General features: G+C 59.2%; 23 protein-coding genes and 1 tRNA gene. 16 read left to right on the top strand and 8 right to left on the bottom strand.

The window, feature by feature from the left end:
* Nucleotides 1-2 precede the first annotated feature (2 nt).
* From Azoinq_RS07125 to Azoinq_RS07140, 4 genes are all read left to right on the top strand, one after another.
* The gene (locus Azoinq_RS07125) at nt 3-1,139 is read left to right on the top strand and encodes a PepSY-associated TM helix domain-containing protein (protein ID WP_216130553.1); all 1,137 of its coding nucleotides are present in this window, start codon (nt 3-5) and stop codon (nt 1,137-1,139) included.
* A 366-nt stretch (nt 1,140-1,505) separates the two neighbouring features.
* Nucleotides 1,506-2,585 (top strand): thymidylate synthase, encoded by a 1,080-nt coding sequence (locus Azoinq_RS07130; protein ID WP_216130551.1) that lies wholly within the window; start codon nt 1,506-1,508, stop codon nt 2,583-2,585.
* Complete coding sequence (locus Azoinq_RS07135) at nt 2,582-3,385, top strand: hypothetical protein (RefSeq protein WP_216130549.1); 804 nt, start codon at nt 2,582-2,584, stop codon at nt 3,383-3,385. Before Azoinq_RS07130 ends, Azoinq_RS07135 begins: the two co-directional genes overlap by 4 nt.
* Nucleotides 3,382-4,311 (top strand): alpha-glutamyl/putrescinyl thymine pyrophosphorylase clade 3 protein, encoded by a 930-nt coding sequence (locus Azoinq_RS07140; RefSeq protein ID WP_216130548.1) that lies wholly within the window; start codon nt 3,382-3,384, stop codon nt 4,309-4,311. Before Azoinq_RS07135 ends, Azoinq_RS07140 begins: the two co-directional genes overlap by 4 nt.
* Here Azoinq_RS07140 and Azoinq_RS07145 read toward each other — a convergent pair whose 3' ends face one another.
* The 6 genes from Azoinq_RS07145 to dnaA all read right to left on the bottom strand — a co-directional run bounded on the left by Azoinq_RS07145 (nt 4,312) and on the right by dnaA (nt 11,653).
* Nucleotides 4,312-5,403, bottom strand: a complete 1,092-nt coding sequence (locus Azoinq_RS07145) for an ImmA/IrrE family metallo-endopeptidase (RefSeq protein WP_216130546.1) — start codon at nt 5,401-5,403, stop codon at nt 4,312-4,314. It abuts the gene before it with no gap.
* Nucleotides 5,390-5,722 carry a hypothetical protein gene (locus Azoinq_RS07150; RefSeq protein WP_216130544.1) on the bottom strand — a complete coding sequence of 111 codons (333 nt, stop codon included), beginning with the start codon at nt 5,720-5,722 and terminating at the stop codon, nt 5,390-5,392. Before Azoinq_RS07150 ends, Azoinq_RS07145 begins: the two co-directional genes overlap by 14 nt.
* A 25-nt stretch (nt 5,723-5,747) precedes the next feature.
* Nucleotides 5,748-6,050, bottom strand: a complete 303-nt coding sequence (locus Azoinq_RS15230) for a DUF4031 domain-containing protein (protein WP_216130542.1) — start codon at nt 6,048-6,050, stop codon at nt 5,748-5,750.
* 274 nt (nt 6,051-6,324) lie between these two features.
* Complete coding sequence (gyrB, locus tag Azoinq_RS07160; RefSeq protein WP_216130540.1) at nt 6,325-8,790, bottom strand: DNA topoisomerase (ATP-hydrolyzing) subunit B; 2,466 nt, start codon at nt 8,788-8,790, stop codon at nt 6,325-6,327.
* Nucleotides 8,791-8,909: 119 nt separating this feature from the next.
* On the bottom strand, nt 8,910-10,016 hold the full coding sequence (dnaN, locus tag Azoinq_RS07165; RefSeq protein ID WP_216130538.1) for a DNA polymerase III subunit beta: 1,107 nt from the start codon (nt 10,014-10,016) through the stop codon (nt 8,910-8,912).
* A 224-nt stretch (nt 10,017-10,240) separates the two neighbouring features.
* Nucleotides 10,241-11,653 carry a chromosomal replication initiator protein DnaA gene (dnaA, locus tag Azoinq_RS07170; RefSeq protein WP_216130536.1) on the bottom strand — a complete coding sequence of 471 codons (1,413 nt, stop codon included), beginning with the start codon at nt 11,651-11,653 and terminating at the stop codon, nt 10,241-10,243.
* A 356-nt stretch (nt 11,654-12,009) separates the two neighbouring features.
* On the opposite strand from dnaA, the gene rpmH reads away from it, so the two are divergent.
* From rpmH to mnmE, 5 genes are all read left to right on the top strand, one after another.
* A complete protein-coding gene (rpmH, locus tag Azoinq_RS07175; RefSeq protein WP_216130534.1) occupies nt 12,010-12,144 on the top strand; it encodes a 50S ribosomal protein L34 in 135 nt (44 codons plus the stop codon).
* 32 nt (nt 12,145-12,176) lie between these two features.
* A complete protein-coding gene (rnpA, locus tag Azoinq_RS07180) occupies nt 12,177-12,629 on the top strand; it encodes a ribonuclease P protein component (RefSeq protein ID WP_216130532.1) in 453 nt (150 codons plus the stop codon).
* The gene (yidD, locus tag Azoinq_RS07185) at nt 12,626-12,853 is read left to right on the top strand and encodes a membrane protein insertion efficiency factor YidD (protein ID WP_216130530.1); all 228 of its coding nucleotides are present in this window, start codon (nt 12,626-12,628) and stop codon (nt 12,851-12,853) included. The genes rnpA and yidD overlap by 4 nt, the downstream gene beginning before the upstream one ends.
* Nucleotides 12,854-12,875: 22 nt before the next feature.
* Nucleotides 12,876-14,546: a membrane protein insertase YidC gene (gene yidC / locus Azoinq_RS07190; protein WP_216130528.1), complete on the top strand. Its 1,671-nt coding sequence runs from the start codon at nt 12,876-12,878 to the stop codon at nt 14,544-14,546.
* A gap of 63 nt (nt 14,547-14,609) precedes the next feature.
* A complete protein-coding gene (gene mnmE / locus Azoinq_RS07195; protein ID WP_216130526.1) occupies nt 14,610-15,947 on the top strand; it encodes a tRNA uridine-5-carboxymethylaminomethyl(34) synthesis GTPase MnmE in 1,338 nt (445 codons plus the stop codon).
* 108 nt (nt 15,948-16,055) lie between these two features.
* On the opposite strand, the gene Azoinq_RS07200 is transcribed toward mnmE, so the two are convergent.
* Nucleotides 16,056-16,131 (bottom strand) — tRNA-Asn (locus Azoinq_RS07200).
* Between the two features lie 257 nt (nt 16,132-16,388).
* On the opposite strand from Azoinq_RS07200, the gene Azoinq_RS07205 reads away from it, so the two are divergent.
* The 3 genes from Azoinq_RS07205 to Azoinq_RS07215 are packed head-to-tail and all read left to right on the top strand — an operon-like array spanning nt 16,389 to nt 18,989.
* On the top strand, nt 16,389-17,354 hold the full coding sequence (locus tag Azoinq_RS07205) for an AAA family ATPase (protein ID WP_216130523.1): 966 nt from the start codon (nt 16,389-16,391) through the stop codon (nt 17,352-17,354).
* Nucleotides 17,355-17,412: 58 nt separating this feature from the next.
* The gene (locus tag Azoinq_RS07210) at nt 17,413-18,189 is read left to right on the top strand and encodes a methyltransferase domain-containing protein (protein WP_216130522.1); all 777 of its coding nucleotides are present in this window, start codon (nt 17,413-17,415) and stop codon (nt 18,187-18,189) included.
* Nucleotides 18,186-18,989 (top strand): sulfite exporter TauE/SafE family protein, encoded by an 804-nt coding sequence (locus tag Azoinq_RS07215; protein ID WP_232368590.1) that lies wholly within the window; start codon nt 18,186-18,188, stop codon nt 18,987-18,989. Before Azoinq_RS07210 ends, Azoinq_RS07215 begins: the two co-directional genes overlap by 4 nt.
* A 338-nt stretch (nt 18,990-19,327) precedes the next feature.
* Here the strand turns inward: Azoinq_RS07215 and Azoinq_RS07220 are convergent, their stop codons facing one another.
* Nucleotides 19,328-21,025: a response regulator gene (locus tag Azoinq_RS07220; RefSeq protein ID WP_216130520.1), complete on the bottom strand. Its 1,698-nt coding sequence runs from the start codon at nt 21,023-21,025 to the stop codon at nt 19,328-19,330.
* Between the two features lie 203 nt (nt 21,026-21,228).
* Between Azoinq_RS07220 and mnmG the strand changes: the two genes are divergently transcribed.
* From mnmG to Azoinq_RS07240, 4 genes are read left to right on the top strand one after another with little or no spacing between them, the layout of a single operon-like run.
* A complete protein-coding gene (gene mnmG / locus Azoinq_RS07225; RefSeq protein ID WP_216130518.1) occupies nt 21,229-23,124 on the top strand; it encodes a tRNA uridine-5-carboxymethylaminomethyl(34) synthesis enzyme MnmG in 1,896 nt (631 codons plus the stop codon).
* Entirely contained in the window at nt 23,124-23,756 is a 633-nt protein-coding gene (gene rsmG / locus Azoinq_RS07230; protein ID WP_216130516.1) for a 16S rRNA (guanine(527)-N(7))-methyltransferase RsmG, read from the top strand. The genes mnmG and rsmG overlap by 1 nt, the downstream gene beginning before the upstream one ends.
* Nucleotides 23,757-23,760: 4 nt before the next feature.
* Nucleotides 23,761-24,516 (top strand): ParA family protein, encoded by a 756-nt coding sequence (locus Azoinq_RS07235; RefSeq protein ID WP_216130514.1) that lies wholly within the window; start codon nt 23,761-23,763, stop codon nt 24,514-24,516.
* Between the two features lie 16 nt (nt 24,517-24,532).
* Nucleotides 24,533-25,363, top strand: coding sequence for a ParB/RepB/Spo0J family partition protein (locus Azoinq_RS07240; protein WP_216130512.1), 831 nt, complete (start codon nt 24,533-24,535; stop codon nt 25,361-25,363).
* The last annotated feature ends 103 nt before the right edge of the window (nt 25,364-25,466 follow it).

Here is a 25,466-nt window from a genome sequence, read left to right on the forward strand (position 1 = left end):
CCGTGGCGGCCAATAAACGGCGCCTGCGGGCCCGGTGGCTGGGGCTGCACCGCTGGCTGGGCCTGCCCCTGGGGCTGGTGTTTGCCCTGGTGGGGGTGAGCGGCAGCCTGCTGGGCTTTTACCCGGAGCTGGACCTGGCCCTCAATCCCCCGCCCCACGCCCTCCTAACCGTGGGGCCAGACTACTCCTGGCAACCGGTAGCCGACCGCCTGCGCCGGGCCTACCCGGCCTACGACGGCCCCTGGCGCATCGAGGTGCCCCTGGCCCCCGGGCAGCCCATCCTGGCCCGCTACTACCATCCGCCGGAGCGCCCGGGCAAAAGCTTCGGCCCCCGGCTGGTGAGCCTGGACCCGGCCACCCTGGCCATTCTTCAGGACCGCTATTGGGGCGACGGGGGCCTCACCTGGGTCTATGACCTGCACTACACCCTGTTCCTGGACCGCAGCGGCCGCCAGCTACTGGCGGGCATGGCTGCCTTGCTCCTGCTCTCCCTGGGCTCCGGCCTCTGGCTCTGGTGGCCCACCCCGGGCCATTGGCGGGAACGCAGCCGCTGGCGCATCCGCCCCGGCCGGGTGCGGGCCACCTACGACTGGCATGTGTTGAGCGGCCTCTACAGCGCGCCCCTGCTGGCCCTGCTGCTGATGACCGGCCTAGTGCTGGAAATCCCAGAACCCGTGGAACGTCTGCTCCAAATCCCCCAACCGGCTCCCCCGACCTCGTCTCCCCCGGCTCCTGGCCAACGCCCCATCACCCTGGATCAAGCCCTGGTTGTGGCCCGCCACACCTTTCCCGGAGCCCAATCCCGCTGGCTGGAAATTCCCCCACGGGCTGGCGGCCTCACCCACATCACCCTGTGGCAACCCGGCGAACCGGGCCGCCGCTTCCCCAAAACCCAGGTCTGGCTAGACCCCCAGGGCCACCTCCTGGCCCAACGTAATCCCCTCAAGGAACCCACGGCACCTAGCCTAATGCGCTGGCTCCATCCCCTACACAATGGCGAATGCCTAGGCCTCCCCGGCCGTCTCGCCGTCACCCTAGCGGGGCTATTGCCACTGGGGTTATGGGTGAGCGGATGGAGGCGGTGGCGGCAGAAGCGGGGTGGAAAAGAAACGAACAAACTTAGGGCTAGTAGCGACTAAGCGCCTGCTCAAATAATCCCCGAATTTTGTTTTTAGGGTACATAGATAAGCCAGTATCCATGTAGCCCTCATTTTCGAGGTGGAGCCAGAGTTCTAAGGCTGATATCAATCCCAGACAATCCTGTTCCGAAGCCAACTACGCCTTTCCTCTTACCTGAATCGGGCGGCAAAGCGCAAGTCACCTGGCGCTCAGGAATTGCCGTTCAGCGCGCGTTGCAGTCGTCAGATCAAGATTTATCAGAGACGGCCTAGAAGCCAAGCGACGACAGCCAATCCATCAAGGAACGAGTGCTTCGGCTGACAAGTGGACTTAAATAACATCGCAACCCAAAATGGATCCCCCTTACTTGAGATCATGATAAATTCATGGTCAACTCAAATAAATGCTACATGGGATACACGTTGTATATCACTGCACCGATACTGGATGACCTTTTAAGGAAGGTTTTTCAGAAACTGCTAAACAAAAAGCTGCTCAACGGCAGAGGGCGGGTCAATCCCACGAAGGGCCCTAACGTCGAACGAACCGGGGTGATGTTAAATATTGACAAGCCAAGGGCACGTCTTAGCAGAACAGAGCGAAAGGGAACTCTTTTCAGCTGCTTGGGTGAGTTTCTTTGGTATGCCTCGGGTTCATCCAGTTTAGATTTCATCAATTATTACATCTCTATCTACGATCAATTTGCGGAGGAGGATGGAAGTATCCATGGTGCTTACGGACCTCGTATATTCGGGGAACCCAATGGCCAGTTAGAACGAGTAATTTCAGGCCTTAAAGCGAACCCTGCTTCACGAAAAGCCGTAATCCAAATCTTTGATGCAGCAGATACCGAAAAAAGCTACAAAGATGTGCCATGCACATGCACTATGCAGTTCTTCGTTCGATCTGGTCGTTTGGATATGGTGACTTACATGCGCTCAAACGATGCATTTAAGGGCCTCCCACACGACGTATTTGCCTTCACGATGATACAGGAACTCGTTGCACGGTCGCTCGGCGTAGAGTTGGGCACTTACAAACATGTCGTCGGTAGTCTCCATCTTTATGATGAAGATAGAGATAAAGCCGAGGAGTTTCTATCAGAGGGCTGGCAAAGCGAAGTTTTGATGCCAGAAATGCCTCGCGGTGATCCTTGGCCAAGTCTGAGAATGCTACTTGATGCAGAAAGCGATATTCGACTAGGCAAGGTTGTTGGTGCAAACCTTCAGGAAGTTGATCCTTATTGGGCCGATTTAATCCGCATTCTTCAAATTTTCAACTACACAAAAGATACCCAAGAGCACGCGAAGTTTGCATTGATTACCCCGCTAAAACAACGGATGGCATCCAACATCTATTCAGTCTACATAGATAAACGGGAGGCATCACATCTAGATAAGATGGCTCACCACACTGGACCGGAACAACTCGAACTGTTGTCCGTGCCGGTAACGGAGGAAAAATGATTCCTGCTCTACGGGATCTTGTACGAAGACTGGAAAGCCCAGATATAGCCAAAGCTGGAGTTATTCAATGGGGGAGTCCAGTCCCCGCATTTGGTAACTTGGGATCATCTCAAATTGCCACATTAGGCCTAAATCCGAGTAATCGCGAATTTGTGGATATAACAGGAAACGAGCTAATTGGCCCATTTCGTCGATTTCAAACATTACGCTCATTAAGGTTAAACCATTGGTCTAATGCAACTTCCAAACATCTTCATCTGATCGAAGAATCGTGCACCAATTATTTTTTAAGGAACCCGTACGACGCATGGTTTAAAGAGCTAGACAGCCTTCTTGGCGGCGTTGCCTCCTACTATTACGAAAACTCGACGCGATCCGCATGCCATCTGGATGTAATTCCATATGCTACCTTATCAAAGTGGACTGATCTATCAGCACTCCAACGTTCAAAATTGATTGAAATAGCAGGCGATACGCTGGGTCTATTGCTTCGAGATTCGTCAATCAAATTTCTGATACTAAACGGAAATTCTGTAGTTAAAAATGTTGAGTCGGTCTCTGGCTCACGACTAACATGTATAGAGATGCCAGACTGGACCTTGCCAAGAAAAGCTCACGGTGGAGTTCGTGGTGTTTCTTATTTTGGGCGTATTAATAAAATCCGTGGGGTTAACTTAGGTCGCGAAATTACTGTCTTGGGCTTTAATCACAACATTCAAAGCAGTTTCGGGGTTACGAACGAAGTAAAGACAAACATTCGTCGTTGGATAATTGATTCAATTGGGGGGGGAATTTCTTGAGAAGCCACGATATTCAATTTGCAGACAGCCTAGAAGGTGCACTTAGGCAGTATCATAATACGATTAGGCCACTTCCTGGGATTACCCAAGCATCATGTATTCAATCGTTGATAGAGCAAGTTATTGACAGTCGTCGCCGCATTGAATTCGTCAATAAGATACTGTCGCTAACTCATAGTCCGAATCGCGCAGATCCATTATGCGACCTATTTGACCCTCTTCGAGCAGCCGTATTGCACCTTCGCCAAGAGGAAATTGACGAAGCATGCTGGCTTATTTTTCTATCAATTCACTTCGGAAAACATTCTCGATCTGGGTGGCGCTTAGTCCGTGATGTCTATAGCAAACTCGGTGAAGATGAGCCATGGACTTGGGAGCGCACATCTTCGGATCCGGGCGCCTTCTTTAATTGGATGTCTCAACGCTATCAAGCACTATCAGGGCATGGCAGAGGATTTGGTAATCATCGAAAATACGAAAGTCTGAAGCCAACAGCCAAAGGAACAGGCTCAGTCATAATGAGCTATGTTGATTGGATTCGTCCTTACGGTAGCCACTCTGCACTTTTCGCACACGCTCAGGACATTGTCGGAGCAGACCCCAAAGCAATGTTCGGATATCTGTATCGGACCATGCCGGTACTGCGATTCGGTAGGACAGCAAAATTTGATTACCTAACAATGCTTGGAAAGATGAGAATCACACCGATCCAGCCAGATCTCGCATACCTTACTCAAGCTACAGGGCCATTACGTGGCGCCCGTCTTCTTTTTGGAGGTGCGACAAACTCCAATATTTTGGCAGCCACCCTTGACGCTTGGTTGGTCGAACTGGATTCTTACCTTGGTTTAGGCATGCAGGTTTTGGAGGACTCTCTTTGTAATTGGCAAAAATCGCCTGGAAACTACATTAGATTTCGAGGATAGCTAACTCCAGGAAAAGCGATTTTTAAGTCGGGCCATTTCAGAATGGCCTAGTATTTTTCTGAATTGGAGCTGCCCTACAATTATTCCAGGGGACACCCCAATTTTTCTTGCAAATCGAATAATTGCCTTTGCATCTTTTGGTAGAGAGCGCAGTTCTGACTCTAGCTCAGGGGGGATAAGGAAAGAGGAGGCAAATTGGTTTGCCTCTTCTTCTTCTTTACTAAAACAAGTTCCTTTTCCCTCCATAAAAATCAACTCATTACTATGGAGTAGCAAGTGCGCAGCTTCGTGAAAGAAGGTAAACCAAAAATGGTCGTCCGATAGATATCTGAAACTAAGCATTAGTAGAGCTTTTTCAGGAGAAATAAATTTTGTTGCACCGCTAGCACGACAGCCTGACGGAACTCGAACGATCACTACTGCAACCCCACAAGCCGCACACAGAGCTTGCAGCCTTGGCAAAAATGCTTGGGGATCTTTCTCCCGCGTTAACAAACGAACTGCATTAAGCTGAGATCTGAATGCTTCAGAATTCCAATCTGCGCAATTAAGTCCTTTCGCCTCACGCTCTCCTTCTCGGAGCCAAGTAGCGGTAGCTATTTCTTGCGAATCAAAGGTCTGAGATGTCCTAAAAGCCGTTTTTTGTAGGAGATCGTCGAATCTTCCTTGCAAAGCTCGAATATTTGGAAGATCGAAAAAACGTAGCGCTTCGCTCGCGTAATCAGATGGTTTGGAACAATGGGGAATCCAGCCAAACTCGACCATATCCTTTATCGGAAGCTGTTTTAGCAAGCCGCTAATCGATTCGAGCGAATCCTCTTCGGCATATAGGCGATCCAAATCCTGCCGATACTGTTCCTCCCTGGCTATCCAAAACGTTTGGGATGTGCCAAAAAATGTCGCTAGTCGTTCAGCCAAGATGAGATCAATAGCATGACGGCCATCTAGTAGCTTGGTAGCAGTCGAACCACATTCTCCAATTGCATCAGCGAACTCATCGAATGAAATGGATCGATCGTTAAGTATATCGAGAATCGTAGCCCCCGGCGGGCTAGCCCACCTCGGTCGAAAACTGAATTCAGTCCAGAGCATGCTTTTCTATCCCAAGAATGCGAATACGGGTAACCCGTGACCAATCAACAACTCCAGAAGCCGCTATGGGCAACTTATTGTGATTCGCACAAAAAACCAGTTTGTAATTATTACCAAGATCAATCGACATACGAGCCCCATTTGGATCGCCATATGCTTGAGGGTTGCCGACAGGAATCTGGCCGATCCGTTCTATGGCGCGGAGATCTGACAATCTTGCATGCAACGTTGTTGCAGTTGCCTCTCCAAGTTCCCGCTCTGCTTTAGTAGGATCTTCGCAAAGATCCCGCAGTGATCTATGTTCGAAAGAGAGTTCCAACGAAAATAAGCCTCAGGACTAGGCATTATAAAAACAAGCAAAGTTGACATTCTTGAGCTAGCGCTTCCTGCAACAGTTCCGATTTCATTTTTTTAGCACAAGTAATAATTTGCACCCTCGTTCCTGCAAAAGCACCCAAGAGAAGTGCTTTCTCCCGACATTCTACCGTAATGTCATAGTGTGGATATGACGCATTTCTTTGAAACCACGATCGGCGTAACCCCAGGAGAATTGCAAATGAATGCAGTTCACTCAATGAGTCTGCTACAAGGTGGCACCAGAACTTTCCTTGCCACTCGATACGTGCATTATCTACATAGACTGTCATACGAACCCAAAACTGTGATTTTCAACGCAACACACATAACAATTTCAAACTAGGCTTCCTCAGAAGAGCGAATTTAAGCACACTAGGGCAATCAGCGAACAGCCCTGGCTAAGGGGGGAAACGTTAGTGCGACGATGTCACATGCCAACGTCCGCTCAGGCCGAGTAGCAGACGTAAAAAAGCCACTACTGTGAGTGGCTTTTTTAGGTTTCTAGGATTCTAATTACTTCTAGATTTGTGAGACAAATCTAGAAGTAAATGAGATCCTACAATATCAAATATCAATATTCTGCGCATGTAGCGCATTGCTTTCAATGAACGCCCGGCGGGGCTCCACCAATTCGCCCATGAGCATGGTGAAGACTTCGTCGGCGCCGATGGCGTCTTCGATGCCTACCTTGAGCATACGACGCACGGTGGGGTCCATGGTGGTTTCCCAGAGCTGTCCCGGGTTCATTTCGCCCAGCCCTTTATAGCGCTGTTTGCTGATGCCCTTTTCCACGTCGGCCAGGAGCCATTTCATGGCGTCGGAGAAGGCGGCGGCGGTCTTTTTCTTTTCGCCCCGGACGATGGTCAGGCCCGGACCAAAGAGGCCGGCCAGGGTTTCGGCGGTTTCCCGCAGTTGGGAGTAGTCGCCGGAGAGGAGGAAGTCCGGGTCGATGAGGCCCACCTTGAGGTTGCCGTGGCGCATTTTTTCAATGCGCAGCAGCCATTGTTCCCGGGCTTCGTCGTAGTGGTGGTAGATGCGAATGGCCGGGTCCACCACCTTGGTCATGGCGTAGGCGCTGGCCTGGGCGGCGGCTTCGTCGGTCAGGTCCAGGTGGATGTTGTTGCGCACCATCATGCGCAGCACTTCCGGATCAATGATGGCGGAGAGGCGGGCGATGACCGCGTCGGCCAGGAGGAATTCTTCCGCCAGGGTTTTCAGGGTGTCGCCGGAGATGGGTTCGGCACCGGCCTTGGGGATGATCTGGGTGCCGTCCAGGGCCATTTGCAGCAGGAATTGCTGGTACTCGTTGTCGTCCTTCAGGTAGCGCTCCGTCTTGCCGTGCTTAACCTTGTAGAGCGGCGGCTGGGCGATGTAGATGTGACCCTGTTCCACCAGCTCGGGCATTTGCCGGTAGAAGAAGGTGAGTAGCAGGGTACGGATGTGGGCGCCGTCCACGTCCGCATCGGTCATGATGATGATGCGGTGGTAGCGGAGCTTTTCCGGCTTGTATTCGTCCTTGCCGATGCCCGTGCCCAGGGCGGTAATCATGGTGGCGATTTCCTGGGAGGAGATCAGCTTGTCGAAGCGGGCCTTTTCCACGTTCAGGATCTTGCCCTTCAGGGGCAGGATGGCCTGGAACTTCCGGTCCCGGCCCTGCTTGGCGGAGCCGCCGGCGGAGTCCCCTTCCACTAGGTAGAGTTCGCAGAGGGAAGGGTCTTTTTCCTGGCAGTCGGCCAGCTTACCGGGCAGGCCCACCCCGTCCAGAATGCCTTTACGCCGGGTCATTTCCCGGGCGCGGCGAGCAGCGTCCCGAGCCCGGGCCGCATCCACGATCTTGCCGGTGATGACCTTGGCGTCCGCCGGTTTTTCCAACAGGAATTCGGTGAGTTTGGCCGCCACCACTTCTTCCACCGCCGGACGGGCTTCGGAAGAGACCAGCTTGGTTTTGGTCTGGGAGGCGAACTTGGGGTCAGGCATTTTCACCGACAGCACACAGGCCAGGCCTTCCCGCATGTCGTCCCCGGTGATGTCCACCTTGGCCTTTTTGGCGATTTCGTGTTCTTCGATGTACTTGTTGATGATCCGGGTCATGGCCGCCCGCAGGCCGGTCATGTGGGTGCCGCCGTCGGCCTGGGGAATGTTGTTGGTGAAGCAGAGTACCTGTTCCGCATAGGTGTCGTTCCACTGCATGGCTACTTCCACGCTGATAACGCCCCCATCGGCCAGGGTGCTTTCCCCTTTGGAGTAGAAGACGTTGGGGTGGAGCACAGTCTTGTTGCGGTTGATGTAATCCACAAAGCCCTTTACCCCGCCGGAGAAGGCGAAGTTTTCTTCCTTGCCCGTGCGTTGATCCACCAGGCGGATTTTCACCCCGTTGTTGAGGAAGGAGAGTTCCCGCAGGCGCTTGGCCAGGATTTCGTAGTGGAATTCCACGGTGCCGAAAATTTCTTCGTCGGCTAGGAAATGGACTTCCGTACCCCGCTTGTCCGTGGGGCCCAGGATGCGCATGGGGGAAACTTCCACCCCATTCTGGACTTCCACCACCCGGTTCACGACCTTGCCGTGGTTGAACTCCATGAAGTGCTTTTGCCCGTCCCGGCGAATGGTGAGGCGCAGCCACTTGGACAGGGCGTTGACGCAGGAAACCCCCACCCCGTGGAGACCGCCGGACACCTTGTAGGAGTTCTGGTTGAACTTGCCCCCGGCGTGGAGCACGCACATGACGATTTCCGCCGCGCTACGCTTGGGCTCGTGTTTGTCGTCGAACTTAACCCCGGTGGGAATGCCCCGGCCGTTGTCGGCCACGGAAATGGAATTGTCCGCGTGGATGGTGACTACGATGTCGTCGCAGTGGCCGGCCAGGGCTTCGTCGATGGCGTTATCCACCGCTTCGAAAACCATGTGGTGCAGGCCGGTGCCGTCGGAGGTATCGCCGATGTACATGCCGGGGCGTTTGCGCACGGCTTCCAGGCCTTCCAGCTGTTGAATACTGGACTCGTCGTAATCGTCTTGGGGTTCGTTGGGAATCATAGGGTCTTCCGAAAAGGGGCAACGGGTTGGCGTCGGGGGGAGGGCAGGGGCGCTCCGGCGGGGCAAAGGGGGCGCAGTGGCTCCCTTGCCTCGCCGTATGGCGGTTGGCCCGGCCGGGGTTAGATGCGCATGGGCATCACGACGTACTTGAAGCGCTCGTTGCCCGGGATGGTGATGAGGGCGCTGGAGTTGGCGTCATTGAAGCTGAAAGACACCTCGTCGTTCTGGATGTTGTTCAGCACATCCAGGAGGTAATTGACGTTGAAACCGATATCCAGAGAATCGCCGGCGTAAGCCACTTCCAGCTCTTCCTGGGCTTCTTCCTGCTCGGCGTTGGCGGACATGACCTTGAGGCTGCCGTCGGTGAGCACCAGGCGCACGCCCCGGAATTTTTCGTTGGTCAGAATGGCCGCCCGAACCATGGATTGGAGCAGGGGCATCCGTTCCACCTGGAGGTGGTTCTTCAGGGTGGCGGGAATGACCCGTTCGTAGTCGGGGAATTTGCCGTCGATGAGCTTGGAGACCAGATTCACGTTGCCGAAGTCGAAGCGCACCTGATTCGGGGTGAGGGTGATTTCCAGGGGAGCGTCGTTGTCCGCCAGCAGGCGGTTCAGTTCCAGCACGGTCTTGCGGGGCAGGATCAGTTCCTGGCGGGGCAGTTCCGCTTCCACTTCCATGGAGGCGTAGGCCAGCCGGTGGCCGTCCGTCGCCACCGCCCGCAGTTCCTTGCCTTCGGTGAGGAGCAGTAGGCCGTTCAGGTAGTAGCGTACGTCCTGGGCGGCCATGGCGTATTGGGTCTTGGCCAGCAGGTGGCGGAACTGTTGCTGGGTAACGGTGAGGGTTTGGGCTTCTTCCGTGGCAATGGCCATGCGGGGGAAGTCATCGGCGGGCAGGGTTTGCAGGCTGAACCGGCTCTTGCCGGCGCGCAGCTGCAAGCGCTTTTCTTCCAGGGTCAGGCTGACCTCGGCGCTTTCCGGCAGGCTGCGGAGAATATCCTGGAATTTGCGCGCCCCAACGGTAACGGCCCCGTCTCCTTCACCTTCCGCACCTTCGGCGCTGGTGGTGATCTGGATTTCGATGTCCGTCGCCAGGAAAGTGAGCTTGTCGCCCTTCTTTTCCAGCAACACGTTGGAGAGGATCGGCAGGGTATGCCGCTTTTCCACAATGCCGGAGACCGCCTGCAGCGGCGTCAGCAGCGTGTCGCGTTGGGTCTTGGTTAAGAGCATATATATAAATCCTCTAAAGATAATAGCGGCGCTAATTCTGTGGATAGTTTCCGTTCAGGCTTTGTTTTCAGAGCCTTGAAGGCTTAAAACCGGATTGTATAACCCTGTATTTTCCTGTGAATCAAAGTGGAACTCTTTTTGCGTCGAGGGGGAAACGGGACTTTATCCACATTTCCTCCCCCGGCTGGGACAGGGCTTATCCACCGCCGTCCCGGCATATCTGATCATCCTTTTAACACTTGCAGCAGCACATGCAAATCATGGTTTAGCTCGTTGTCCTTGACCCGCAGGCCGTCGATGGTGCGTACGGCGTGCAGGACGGTGGTGTGGTCCCGGCCCCCGAAGGCTTCCCCGATCATGGGATAGCTGTGGGGGGTGAGGTCCTTGGCCAACCACATGGCCACCTGGCGTGGCCGGGCAATGGCCCGGGTGCGCTTTTTGGAATACAGGTCCGCCACCTTGATTTTGTAATACTCGGCCACGGTCTTCTGGATGTTTTCCACCGTGATCTGCCGGTTGAAGGCGCCGATGACGTCCTTTAGGGCGTCTTTGGCCAAATCCAGGGCAATTTGCCGACCGTGGAAGATGGAATAGGCCAACACTTTTTTCAAGGCCCCTTCCAGTTCCCGCACATTGGAGCGCAGGTGCTTGGCGATGAAGAAGGCCACTTCGTCGTCCAGGGCCACCCCTTCCGCTTCCGCCTTCTTCTTCAGAATGGCCACCCGCATTTCCGTTTCCGGGGGCTCGATCTGTACGGTAAGGCCCCAGTCGAAGCGGGTGATCAGCCGGTCTTCCAGACCCGAAATGTCTTTCGGGTAGGTATCGCAGGTGATGATGATCTGTTTCTTGGCCTCAATCAGGGCGTTGAAGGCGTAGAAAAACTCTTCCTGGGTGCGGTTTTTGCCGTTGAAAAACTGCACGTCATCTACCAGCAGCACATCCAGGGATTTGTAATAGCGCTTGAAGACATCGAAGGCCTTCTGCTGGTAGGCCCGCACCACGTCCGAGTAATAGTCCTCGGCGTGCACGTAGCGCACCACCTTTTCCGGATGCTGACGTAGGATGTGGTTGCCGATGGCGTGGATCAAGTGGGTCTTGCCCAGGCCCACGCCGCCGTATACGAAGAGGGGGTTGTAGGACACCCCCGGGTTCTGGGCCACCTGCATAGCGGCCGCCCGGGCCAGGTCATTGGCCTTGCCCACCACCAGATTGTCGAAGGTGAAGGTGGGAATGAGTCGGGTTTTTTCGTAGCTGCCGTTGCGCTTTTCCGCCGGGGGCGGGGCCACGGGGGCCGCTACCTGGGGCGCCGGGGCGGCCCCTTGGGCGGGAGCGCCACCGGGAATAGCCATGCGGGGGGCGCTGGGGGCTTGCACCGGGGACACATTGACCCGCCGGTCCCCCACGCCCAGGGTAATGCTCACCGGGGCTTCAAAAAAGCTCCGCCCCAGTTCTTCAATACGGGAAAAATAGCGTTCCTTCACCCATTTCAGAATGAAGCCGTTGGGAGCCAGGAGGCGCAGACCGTTTTCCGGGTGCTCTTCCCCTTCCAGACGCAGGGGTTTAATCCAGGTGTTGAATTGCTGCGGCGGCAGTTCTTGTTCGAACTGGCTGAGGCAGGATAACCAGAAGCTGCTCATACCTTACCAAGAAAGACTTTGCGCCCGCCCGAAGGGGGCACAAAGGTTACGGCTGTGAATAAGTGTTTCCGTCACTGGAGGGGTTGGAGAACCGGCTTCAGTTATGCACAGGTGGAAAAGTCCGTGGATGGAAACAAAAAAAGCCTACTGATCAATAGGCTGGCGCATTATTATGCTTTGCAGTTGGGGGGGGCGGGGAAGCGCTGAAAAGCCCTGCCGGCGCCGAAGTCAGGGCCCATTTTAACCCGTCCGGGACGACTTATCCACAGGCCGGAGGAAATTCTTGGGTTGACAGGGAGGGCGGGCTCCGGTCTAATTGCGCGTTTATCTTTCCATAAGCATCAAGGACTTAAACCATGAAACGCACCTTCCAACCGTCCGTTGTGCGTCGCAAACGTACCCATGGCTTTCTGGTTCGCATGAAGACCCGTGGTGGTCGCGCCGTGATTCGTGCCCGTCGCGCCAAGGGCCGTCATCGTCTGGCCGTTTGAGCCAACAGCCCGGTAACGGGATAGGGAGAGGCATGAGCCTGACCCACCACCCGTTTCCCAAGCAGTATCGCCTGACCAAAACGGATGAATTTTCATCCGTTTTTGGTTTTCGGCGGGCCATCAAGAGTACCTATTTCCTGCTGCATTGGCGTGAGCCCGGCCCGGAAGGGGAGGTTCTGCCTGATCGGGGCCCCCGTCTGGGTGTGGTGGTGGGAAAGAAACAGGCCCGTTTCGCCCATGACCGGAATCTGGTCAAACGCCTCACCCGGGAAGCTTTTCGCCTGCGCCGTCCGGATCTGCCCCCGGTGGATATGATTTTGCGCCTGGGCGTTTCCCTGGATAAGGCCAGCCCCCGTCCGAACCGGCGCCAATTGGCCGGTGAGATTGTCAGCTTGCTGGAACGTTTGTCCCGTAAGCTGTCCGGCGGCGGTCTGGGACCCGGTACGCCCTCTCCCCGTTTTCCCCGCAAAGGGGCGCCGGGATGAAGTGGCGGTCCTGGGTTATCGCGCCTTTTCTTGGCTTAATCCGCCTCTATCAATATACAATCAGCCCCTTTCTCGGCCACAATTGCCGCTTTGTGCCGAGCTGTTCCGAATATACCGCCGAGGCCCTGAAGAAATACGGGGTGTTCAAGGGCCTCTGGCTGGGACTTAAGCGCCTGGGCCGCTGCCATCCGTGGCACCCGGGCGGACACGACCCCGTGCCCTGAGACCTTTAAGGATAGGCCGTTCATGGACAATCGACGCCTGATTCTGCTCTTCATCTTTCTCTTCTCCAGCTACCTGTTGTGGAACGAGTGGGTGAAGTTCAATCATCCCCAACCCGTGGTCGCCAATGGCGCCCCGGCCACCAGCACTGCCGCCAATGGCGCTGTGCCCACTCCCTCGGCGACTCTGCCAGCGGCGGCTGTGCCTGGCGCTACCGCGTCCAACCCGGCTGCTCCCGTCGCGGGTCAAACCGTGACGGTGAAAACCGACCTGGTGAATGCGGACATTTCCACCCTGGGTGGGGATCTGGTGCAGATGACCCTGCGCAACTACCAGGGCACCACGGACAAGAGCCAACCCTTCACCCTGTTCGGTGCCAACCACCGCTATGCGGCCCAGACCGGCCTGATCGGGGACAACCTGCCCAATCACAAGAGCCTCTTCAAGCTCCTGCCCGGTCCTCTGGACATGGGCACGGGGAACGAACTGAAGGTGGCCCTGGAAGCGGACACGCCGGATGGGGTCAAGGTGGTGAAGACCTACACCTTCCACCGGGGCACCTATCTGGTGGATGTGGGCTACGACATCGTCAATGGCAGCACCCATCCCCTCAATACCCATGCCTATTTCCAACTGCTGCGGGATGACAAATCCCCCGGCGGCGAACCTCGCATGGTGAATACCTATACGGGCCCGGCCTTCTATACGGAAAGCGACAAGTACCACAAGGTGAGCTTCTCCGATGTGGATAAGGGCAAGGCCAAGCTGCCCCAGCCGGGTACGGATGGCTGGGTGGCCATGGTGCAGCACTATTTCGTCTCCGCCTGGGTGCCCCGGGACAAGACGCCTCGGGAATTTTTCCTGCGTAACGTGACGCCGGCCCAGAATGGCCAGCCCGGCACCTACGCCGCCGGAGTGATCGTGCCCGTGAGCCCGGTGGCGCCTGGGGCCAAGACCAGCATTGATGTGCCCCTGTTCGCCGGTCCCCAGATCCAGTCCGAACTGGAAAAGGTGGCCCCGGGTCTGAATCTGGTGGTGGATTACGGCTGGCTGACCATCATTGCCTCCCCCATTTTCTGGGCCCTGGAATGGATCCACAAGGCGGTGGGCAACTGGGGCTGGGCCATCGTGGTCCTGACCGTGCTCATCAAGCTCATTTTCTTCCCCCTCTCGGCCGCTTCCTACAAGTCCATGGCCAAGATGCGGCAGATCACGCCCCGCTTGCAGCACATCAAGGAACACTTTGCCGATGACCGGCAACGCATGAACCAGGAGATGATGGAGCTGTACCGCAAGGAAAAGATCAATCCCCTGGGGGGCTGTCTGCCCATCGTCATCCAGATTCCGGTCTTCATCGCCCTGTACTGGGTGCTTCTGGGGGCGGTGGAAATGCGTAACGCCCCCTGGATCGGCTGGATTACCGATCTGTCCACAGCGGACCCCTACTACGTGCTGCCGGTGATTATGATGATCAGCATGTTCATCCAGACCCGGCTCAATCCCACGCCGCCGGACCCCATGCAGGCCAAGATGATGATGATCATGCCCATGATTTTCGGTGTCATGTTCTTCTTCTTCCCCGCCGGTCTGGTGCTCTACTGGGTGGTGAATAACATCCTCTCCATTGCCCAGCAATGGCAGATCACCCGGATGATCGGAGCGGCCAGCGCGGCGGCGAACGACGCCAAGGCCTAAGGTTTCCTCCGGAACTCATTCAAGGGCGGCTTGCGGGCCGCCCAATTTATTTGTTAGCTGCCCATGGCTCCCACCCAAGACATCATTGCCGCCGTTGCCACCGCTCCCGGTCGGGGCGGCATTGGCGTGGTGCGTATTTCCGGCCCGGCCCTGGCCGATTACGGCCAGCAACTTCTTGGCCAGTTGCCCCAGCCCCGCATGGCCACCCTGGTGGATTTCCCCGATGGGGCGGGGGCGGTGATTGACCAGGGGCTGGCCCTCTACTTCCCCGCTCCCCACTCCTTCACTGGGGAAGATGTACTGGAACTCCAGGGCCATGGGGGCCCGGTGGTGCTGCAACTGCTCCTGGCCCGGTGCCTGGATCTGGGGGCCCGCCTGGCCGAACCGGGGGAATTTACCCGGCGGGCCTTCCTCAACGGCAAGCTGGACCTGGCCCAGGCCGAAGCCGTGGCCGACCTTATCGACGCCAGCACTCAGGCGGCGGCCCGCAGCGCCGTGCGTTCCCTGCAAGGGGAGTTTTCCCGGGAAATCCACAGCCTCAAGGATGAGCTGGTGGAACTGCGGGCGTTGACCGAAGCTACCCTGGACTTTCCCGAAGAAGAAATCGACTTTCTCCAATCCGCCAACGCCTTTGGCCGTCTGGATGCCCTGCAAGCCCGTCTGGACGGCCTCTTCGCCCGGGCCCACCAGGGCAAGCTGCTCCAGGGCGGTCTCCACGTGGTGCTGGCGGGGCGCCCCAATGTGGGCAAGTCCAGCCTGCTCAACGCCTTGGCGGGGGACGAACTGGCCATTGTGACCCCGGTGGCCGGAACCACCCGGGACGTGGTGCGGGGTAGCCTGCAAATTAACGGCATTCCCCTCCACATCATCGACACCGCCGGCCTCCGGGAAACGGAGGACGAGGTGGAACGCCTGGGCATTGCCCGGACCTGGAAGGAAATCGAGCAGGCCGACGTGGTGGTGCTGCTTCAGGGCCCCGATGCCGAACCGGAAGGGGCGGCCCTGGCGGAACGCCTACCTGCCCATCTGCCCCGCCTCACGGTGCATAACAAAATCGACCTGAGCGGCGCTCCGGCGGCCCGGGAAACGGGGCCGGACGGCCAGGTCAGCCTGTACCTCTCGGCCAAGACCGGCGCCGGGATGGACCTGCTCAAGGAAGAATTGCTGCGGATAGCGGGCTGGCACCAGGCGGAGGACGTGTTTATCGCCCGGGAGCGCCATCTGCGCGCCCTGTCCCAGGCCCGGGACCATGTGGCCGCAGCCCGGGCCCGCTTGCCCGCTCTGGAGCTATTTGCTGAGGAATTGCGCCTGGCCCAGGGCGCCCTGGGGGAAATCACCGGGGAGTTCAGCGCGGACGACCTGCTGGGGGAAATCTTCGGCCGCTTCTGTATCGGAAAATAGCGTCGCCCCTGTTCCCACCCCTGGGTTGGTCGCGGGGGAAAAGGGAAAAAATCCCGTAGAAACAAGCAGAAAATGAAAAAGCCCGCGAAAAGCGGGCTTTTTTGAATTTGGCTCCCCGACCTGGGCTCGAACCAGGGACCTGCGGATTAACAGTCCGTCGCTCTACCGACTGAGCTATCGGGGAATAGGTCGCGCATTATATAGGTGGTTTTCGGTTTAGGCAAAGACTTTTTGCAAAATAGTTCCGGAAAGGGGATTCGGTGGGGAGGCGGGGCCTGTCCTCCTGGCCCGGGGACGGCGGAGCCGGGCCTTTCTGGTGTTGGGGGAGGGGGCGGGGGGAACCGGGATTTTGGTACGGATTGTGCATTGATTTGGCCGTGGCCCGGGGCTTTCCACCCAGTGGGGTGGCGGGGTCCGGGTCGGACACGATGGAGGTGGATCATGACGGGCACGGAGCGGCGTATTTCTCTGGCGGAATCCAGGACCATTTACGATGTGGCCCAGATCGAACGGGCCATGGAAGATCCCAACACGGCGCGCAATGAATCCCTGTGCGGCCTCTACGAAAAAATGAAGCAGAAGGGCGGCGCCCGCTACCTGATTCGGCCCTCGGGCCCGGACCAGTTGGATGGCCTCTACGATAGCTGCCCTAATTTCAGGGCGGTGCTGGACGACCTGCGCAAATACGTGGCCCTGGCGGTGGCGGGCAACGAGCCCATGAGCTTTACCCCCATCCTGCTCCTGGGGGAGCCGGGGGTGGGCAAGACCCATTTTGCCAAAGCCCTGGCCCAGGCCCTGGGCACGGGCTACGAGTTCGTGGCCATGAGTTCTCTCACCGCCGGCTGGATATTGTCCGGTGCCTCTTCCCAATGGAACAACGCCAAGCCGGGCAAGGTGGCCCAGACCCTGGTCCATGGGGATTTCGCCAATCCGGTGCTGGTACTGGATGAGGTGGATAAGGCGGGAGGCGACAGCCGCTACGATCCCTACGGCTCCCTCTATGGCCTGCTGGAGCCGGACACGGCCCGCCACTTCAAGGACGAGTTCGTGGAAGTGGATATGGACGCCTCCCATCTGCTCTGGGTGTCCACGGCCAACGACGAGCGCCAGCTGCCCGAGCCCATCCTGAGCCGCATGAACGTCTATGAGATTCCCCGGCCCGACCCGGCGGCCGCCCGGGTGATTGCCGCCCGCCTCTACCAGGATCTGTTGGAGGAGCACGACTGGGCGTTTGCCGAGGAGCTGGAGGAGGCCTCCCTGGAAGTAATGGCTGGCCTGCCGCCCCGGGAAATGCGCAAGGCCCTGCTGGCGGCCTTTGGCAATGCCTTGCTGGACGGACGTCGGGCCCTACAGGTGCGGGATTTCGAGGCCGCCCGGCCGGGCCGTGCCCGGAAAATCGGCTTCTAGGCCGGGGCACCGGAAGAGGGGGCTTGGGGCATAATCGGGTTCCCCCTCCGGAGGCGCCATGGCCTGGAATCCCGATCAATACCTGCAATTTGCCTCCCAGCGGCTGCGTCCTGCCCGGGACCTGCTGGGGGCGATTTTTCTGGAGCGGCCCCGGCATATCACTGACCTGGGCTGTGGCCCGGGCAATGTGACCGCCCTGCTGCACGCCCGCTGGCCTGAAGCCGCCCTGGTGGGGGTGGATCGGGACCCGGCCATGCTGGCCCGGGCTCGGCAGGATTACCCGGCCCTGGAATGGCGCCAGGGCGATGCCGCCACCTGGGTGCCAGACGGGCCCCAGGATTTGATCTTCTCCAACGCCGCCCTCCACTGGCTGGGGGGCCACGACCGCTTATTTCCCCGGCTCATGGACTGCCTTGCCCCGGGGGGCGTGCTGGCGGTGCAGATGCCCGCCAATTTTCAGGCCCCGTCCCACGCTCTGATTCGGGCCCTGGCTGCCCGGCCTCCCTGGGCTGATCTCCTGGCCGGGGCGGCCATGGGCGCGGTGGCTGAGGTGGAGGATTATTACCGGCTCCTGGCCCCCCTCTCCGGGCACCTGGAGCTGTGGACCAGCGAATACTGGCAGGCCCTGGAAGGCGCCAATCCGGTGCTGGGCTGGCTGCAAGGCACCACCCTGGTGCCCTATCTGGCGCCCCTGGACCCGGCGGGGCGTCAGGCCTTCCTGGGGGCTCTAGGCGACGAACTGGCCCGGGCCTATCCCCCGGATGGGGCCGGGGTCACCCTCTATCCCTTCCGCCGTCTCTTCCTGGTGGCCTACAAGCCCGGGACTCCGGCATGAGCCTGGGGGTGGATGTCTGGGACCCGGCGATGGCTTGGGGGCCCCTGGTGATCCTGTTTATCGCCTCCGGATTTGCCGGGTATGTGGATGCGGTGGTGGGGGGGGGCGGCTTGGTGCAGATTCCCGCCCTGTTTTCCGTGCTCCCCGGAGAAGCCCCGGCCACCCTGTTCGGCACCAACAAAATCGCCAGTGTGGTGGGCACGGGCAACGCTGCCTGGCGCTACGCCCGGCAGGTGGCCATGCCGTGGCGGGCCACCCTGGCGGCGGCCCTGGCCGCCTTCTGCCTAGCCTACCTGGGGGCGGCTGCCGTGGCCTGGTTGCCGCGCCAGGCCCTGCGCCCGGTGATGCTCCTGCTGCTTCTGGGGGCGGCGGTCTACACCTTCCGGCGCAAGGACTTCGGCCTGGAGCATCGCCCCGGACTGGCGGGAAATCGGGAGCTGTTCTGGGCCCTGGCCCTGGGGGGCGGCATTGGCTTTTACGACGGCTTTTTCGGGCCGGGGACCGGAAGTTTTCTGGTGTTCCTCTTCATCCGGGGATTCGGCTTTGACTTTCTCCATGCCTCGGCGGCGGCCAAGGTGGTCAATGTGGCCACCAATCTGGCGGCCCTGGCCTATTTTGTGCCCCATGGCCATTTTCTTGCCCTGCCTGCCCTGTTGATGGCGGTGGGGAATGTGGCCGGTTCGGTGGCTGGAACCCGGATGGCTTTGGCCCGGGGCAGCGGCTTCGTGCGCCGGGTGTTTTTGGGGGTGTTGGTGGTGCTTATCGGCAAATTTGCCTGGGATACCTGGTGGCTTTTTTAAGGCGCTAGGGCAGGGTGGGGCAGAGAATGGCCAAGGCTTGATCGGCGGGGTTGCGCCCCAGCCTAAAGGGGGTATGATCCGCAGCCATTCGTCGTGGTGCAGGGCAACAAACGGGGCCGGAAAACGGCTCAAAAAGCCAGGAAATACCGGGGTTTTGGCTTTTTGCCCAGACCGCTGTTTCCCAGCGGCGGAGCAAGAATTTTCCCGCGTCCTTCCTAGAAGGGGCCGGGAGTCAGCAATGCGTTTCAGCCTCAATTCGGCGGCCAGCAGTAGGGCCGCCATTTTTTTGTCCGGAATTTGCCCGGACGCCCGTTTCTGACCGCCGCTGGGGGCGGGAACTAGACCAGAATGTCCGTATTGATGCCGTATTTGGCGGCCACCCGCTGGTACAGCTGACGGGCGGTGATGACCCGGGGGTCCTGGGGATTTTTGGCCCGGGCTTTTTCCAGGTAGGTGTGGGCCTTGGCGGCCAGTTCCTCTTTCCAGCCCTTGGCGTCCATAAGGCTGTAGATGGCGTCCGCGGCGTTGATCAGGAATTGCAGGTTGGGGACCCGCTCCGCCGCTTCCACCAGCATATCCACCGAACCTTCCAGGTCCCCGGTGCGGGCGGCGGTGACGCCCTGGTTGTTGATTTCCACGATTTCCCGGTTCACGTCGTCCAGCAGGGCCTGGCCCGCTTCCGGATTGCCGTTCTTGGCGAAAACCCCCTGGATGTGGGCCAGGATGCTCCGGTCCTCATTGTTTTCCGCCGCCACTTGGCGCATTAGCTTTTCCCCTTCCTCCGCCTGACCGTTGGCCATACAGGCCTGAGCCAGATCCACGGCCAGTTTCTGGGAAAGGTTGGCATTGCCATCGGACTGGCTAGCTTCCTGGAGAGACTGGTGCAGGGCCAGGGCCTGTTCCAGGCTCTTGGTGGACTTGGTTTTTTCCCCTTCCTTGGCCAGGGCCAGGCTTTCCAGGATCAGGGAAGCCATTTCCCCCTGCTTGTTGCCCCGCCAGTCCCGGCGTAAATCCTGGGCGATGCGCCGCACCCCTTGGGTATTGCCCCGTTCCATGAGAACCCGGGAGAGATTGGCGTAGTCATCCACGGTGCGCAGGGAAGAGCCCTGGCCCCGGGTCAGCACGGTCTGGAAAGCTTTTTCCGCCACTTCCAGGTCGTTGTTGCGGATAGCCATATCCCCTACGGAGCGCTGACGCAGGGTGTTGTTGGGGGAGATGACGGCGGCTTCCTGCAAGGTGTGCTGGGCTTCCTGGGCCAGGCCGGATTCTTCCTGAAGGCGGGCGAGAAAGTCGTAGGCGGCCAGATATTCGGGGAAGTTCTTCACCAGATCCTGAACCAGGGGCAGGGCTTCCCCCAGCTGGCCCTGACCGTGGAGGGCCACCGCCAGCCCCATGCGGGCCCAAGGCAAATCCTTGTCCGCCAGAAGCTGGCGGTAGGCGCTTTCCGCCTCCGTGTAGCGGCCCAGGGAGTTGAGCAGTTCGCAGCGCAGGCGTTGGGCTTCCTGCTGGAAGGCAGGGAATTGCTCCGCAATGTGGTTGCAGGATTCCAGGGCCTGGTCGAAGCGGGCTTTTTCCATGTGCTGGTAGGCCCGGAAAAAGATGTGTTTTTTGAACAGGGCCCGCCCCAGGCGCTGTTGCAGCTGATCCCCGGTGAAGGGCTTAATCAGGTAATCGTCCGGGATCAGCTCGGCCACTGACACCACATTTTTGTAGCTCCGCTCGGCGGTAATGACCATGAAGACGGTGGAAAGGGAAATGAGCTGCTTGTAGCGCAGTTCTTCCAGGAGCTGCTGGCCATCCCGGCCGTCGTCCAGCAAATAATCGGAAAAAATGATGTCGTAGTGGTTGGACTTGACCTGACGCAGCACTTCAATGCTGGACCCGGCCCCGTGTACCGTGGTGATGCCCAGGGTGGAAAGCATCATGCGCAGGGAATTACGGGCCTCCGGATGGCGGTCCACAATGAGGACCCGCTTGTTGGGGAGGTCGCCCTGAAGTTTTTGTAATTGCTGGGCGGCGAGGTCGTTGGCGTCCATGGTGGCGGCAGGCTAGTGTTTATTTTTAGGTCGACGCCCGGGAACTTACGCCAAGTCTCCCTGTTTTCGCAAGGAAAGCCGGGGAATTCTGTTAAATTTCATGGAACTGGCGTATCATCGCCACCTCCGTTCGAGGGTCTGACGGCCCTCTCCGTAATTCTTTCTTCGCCCACCCGGGGGTGACTCCGGAGGCTCCTGATTCCATGCTGTATCCAACCCGGTTCGATGTGATTGTCGTCGGCGGCGGCCACGCCGGTACCGAGGCTGCCCTGGCGGCGGCCCGTGCCGGAGCCCAGACCCTGCTCCTTACCCATAACCTGGAAACCCTGGGGGCCATGAGCTGCAACCCCTCCATCGGGGGCATCGGCAAGGGGCACTTGGTCAAGGAAGTGGATGCCCTGGGGGGCGCCATGGCGGCGGCCACCGACGAAGCCGGTATCCAGTTCCGTATTCTCAATAGTTCCAAGGGGCCGGCGGTGCGCGCCACCCGGGCCCAGGCGGACCGGCTGCTGTACAAACAGGCTATCCGCAGCCGTCTGGAAAACCAGCCCAATCTCACCCTCTTCGCCCAGGCCTGCGATGATCTGATGGTGGAGGGGGACCGGGTGGTAGGGGCGGTGACCCAGCTGGGGGTGCGCTTCCAGGCCCGGGCCGTGGTGCTGACGGCCGGAACCTTCCTCAATGGCCTGATCCACGTGGGCATGGACCATTACACCGGGGGCCGCATGGGGGATCCCCCCTCCGTGTCCCTGGCGGCCCGACTCAAGGAATTGCAGCTGCCCCAGGGGCGCTTGAAGACCGGCACCCCGCCCCGGCTGGACGGCAAGACCATCGATTTTTCCGTGATGACGCCCCAGTACGCCGACACGCCCCTGCCGGTGTTTTCCTTTCTGGGCCGTCCGGAACAGCATCCGGAGCAATTGCCCTGCTGGACCACGGATACCAATCTCCGTACCCACGACATCATCCGGGCCAACCTGGATCGGTCCCCCATGTACGCCGGGGTGATCGAAGGGGTGGGGCCCCGCTATTGCCCCTCCATCGAGGACAAGATCAACCGTTTCGCCGACAAGGACAGCCACCACGTCTTTCTCGAGCCGGAAGGGCTGACCACCCACGAGTATTACCCCAATGGGATTTCCACCAGCCTGCCCTTTGATGTCCAGCTGGAAATTGTTCATTCCATCAAGGGCCTGGAAAACTGCCACATTCTGCGGCCCGGCTATGCCATTGAATACGACTACTACGATCCCCGGGGGCTGAAATCCTCCCTGGAATCCAAGGCCATTCAAGGGCTGTTTTTTGCCGGCCAGATCAACGGCACCACCGGCTATGAAGAAGCGGCGGCCCAGGGCCTGCTGGCCGGGGCCAATGCGGCCTTGCAGGTACTGGGCAAGGAACCCTGGTGCCCGCGCCGGGATGAGGCCTATCTGGGGGTGCTGGTGGATGACCTGATTACCCGGGGAGTGTCCGAGCCCTACCGAATGTTCACCAGCCGGGCCGAATACCGCCTGCAACTGCGGGAAGACAATGCGGATCTGCGCCTCACGGAAAAGGGTCGGGAACTGGGCCTGGTGGATGATGTGCGCTGGACTGCCTTCTGCCGCAAGCGGGACGCCATTGCCGCCGAGGCCGAGCGCCTGCGGGGCCTGTGGGTGCGCCCCCAGACCCTGTCCCGGGAAGCGGCGGAGCGGGCGCTGGGCAAGGCCATCGAACACGAATACAACCTTTTCGAGCTGCTGCGCCGGCCCGACGTGAGCTATGCCCAGCTGCTGAGTCTGGACGTGGCGGGGGAAGGGCTGACCGATCCCCTGCTGGTGGAGCAGCTGGAAATCCAGGCCAAGTATCAGGGCTACATCGACCGCCAGCAGGAGGAAGTGGCCAAAGCCGCCACCTTTGAATCCCTGGCCCTGCCCGCCGATCTGGATTACGAAACGGTCCATGGCCTGTCCAAGGAAGTGCGGCAGAAGCTGGGCCAGCACCGGCCTGAGACCATCGGCCAGGCTTCCCGTATCCAGGGCGTTACCCCTGCTGCCATTTCTCTGCTCTTGGTTCATCTCAAGCGCCAGCCCCGGGGCAAAGCCCGAGGGGAAGCCTGATGGATCAGGCTTCCCTGCTGGCCCAAGGCCTGGATTCCCTGGGCCTTGCCCTGGACGGGGAGGCACAGGGTAAACTGCTGGCCTATCTGACCCTGCTGGAGAAGTGGAACAAGACCTTTGCCCTTACCGCCCTGCGGGACCGGGACAAGGCGGTGAGCCACCATTTGCTGGATTCCCTGGCCGTTTTGCCCCAAGTGGATGCTCTGGCCGGCAATCGGCTCCTGGATGTGGGCAGCGGCGGCGGCCAGCCGGGCATTCCCCTGGCTATCGCCCGTCCGGGCTTGAACATCACCCTGGCGGACAGCAATTCCAAAAAGGTGGCGTTTTTACGCCAGGCGGTGATTGAGCTGGGATTATCCCGGGTGGCCGTCCAGGCCGGGCGCATCGAAGCCTGGCAGCCGGAGGGACCCTTTTCCGCCATCATTTCCCGGGCCTTTGCCGACACGGGGGATTTTGTCCGGCTGACCCGCCATCTGCTGGCGCCGGGGGGCGTCTGGCTGGCCATGAAAGGGGTTTATCCCCGGGAAGAATTGAGCCATCTCCCCCCTGGCGTGGGAGTGGCGGCGGTGCAGGAATTGCAGGTACCCGGCGTGGAAGGAGCGCGCCATTTGGTTGTTCTGAGGGAGGAGTAAACCCGTGAAAATTCTGGCCATTACCAACCAGAAAGGGGGGGTGGGTAAAACCACCACCAGCGTGAACCTGGCGGCCTGCCTGGCCCAGCTGGGGCAACGGGTATTGCTCATCGACCTGGACCCCCAGGGCAATGCCACCACCGGCTGCGGCATTTTCAAAAAAGAAGCCCTGCCCACCGTCTATCAAATCCTCCTCGGCCAGGCGACCCTGGAACGGGCCACCCTGAAGACCGAATTCGGTTTTGACGTCATACCCGCCAACCGGGAACTGGCGGGGGCGGAAGTGGAACTGATTGACATCGGGGAACGGGAAAAGCGCCTCAAGGATGCCCTGGACGGCAAAGCCTACGATTTTGTCCTGATCGACTGTCCCCCGGCCCTCAACCTGCTTACGGTAAACGCCCTGGCGGCGGCCCAGGCGGTGATGATCCCCATGCAGTGCGAGTATTACGCCCTGGAAGGCCTCTCCGATCTGGTGGCGACCCTGCGCAAGGTGCGCTTGAGCCTCAATCCGGTGCTGGAAATCGAAGGCCTGCTGCGCACCATGTACAACGCCCAATCCACCCTCAATCAACAGGTGTCGGCGGAGTTGGAAGAGCATTTTTCCGGCAAGGTGTACCGCACCGTTATTCCCCGCAACATCCGGCTCGCCGAGGCGCCCTCCTACGGCAAGCCGGTGATTGCCTTCGACAAAAACTCCAAGGGGGCCCAGGCCTATATGGCCCTGGCCCAGGAAATGCTGGACCGCCGGGTGGCTTGAGCCAGAGGACGCGACTATGAAAATGAAGGGATTGGGGCGGGGGCTGGATGCCCTGCTGGCCGCTGATAACGACACCGGGCGGGACGAACAGCGCACTTTGCCCCTGGATGCCCTAAAGCCGGGCAAATACCAGCCCCGGACCAAGATGGACGAGGCGTCCTTGCAGGAACTGGCCGCTTCCATCCGGGCCCAGGGCATTATGCAGCCCATTCTGGTCCGGCCCCTGGGCAACGGCTATGAAATCATTGCCGGGGAGCGGCGCTGGCGGGCCGCCCGTCTGGCCGGACTGGCGGAGGTGCCGACCCTGGTGCGGGAAATTCCCGACGAGGCGGCGGCGGCCATGTCCCTCATCGAAAACATTCAGCGGGAAAACCTCAATCCCCTGGAAGAGGCCCTGGGCCTGCAACGGCTGGTGGACGAGTTCGGTCTCACCCACCAGCAGGCGGCGGACGCGGTGGGCCGTTCCCGCCCGGCGGCTTCCAACATGCTGCGCCTTTTGCAACTGGCGGCGCCGGTGCAGGATCTGCTCCTGGAATCCCGCATCGACATGGGCCACGCCCGGGCCCTCCTGCCCCTGCCTGGGGCGGAGCAGGTCCAGCTGGCCCAGCGCATCGCCCTGAAGGGACTGTCCGTGCGGGAAGCGGAGCGGCTGGTGCAGAATCTGGTGAATCCGCCGAAAAAGCCGGAAAAGAAGGTGGATCGGGATTTACTGCGCCTGGAAGAAGAACTGTCCGACAACCTGGGGGCCAAGGTGTCCCTGCGGGCCAATGCCAAGGGCGCCGGGCGCATCAGCATCGATTTCACCAGCCTGGATCAGCTGGATGAGTTGCTGGGGCGTTTGCGCTGAAAGCGGGTGAATTTTTCCCGCCGTCCGGGGTGAGGCAAGAGTCTGGGCGAAAGGGGAAAATGTACGGAATAGGCTGCAAATGACAGGGAAAAGGGGGAGTTTG

The organism is Azospira inquinata (assembly GCF_018905915.1).
GTDB classification, from domain to species: domain Bacteria; phylum Pseudomonadota; class Gammaproteobacteria; order Burkholderiales; family Rhodocyclaceae; genus Azospira; species Azospira inquinata.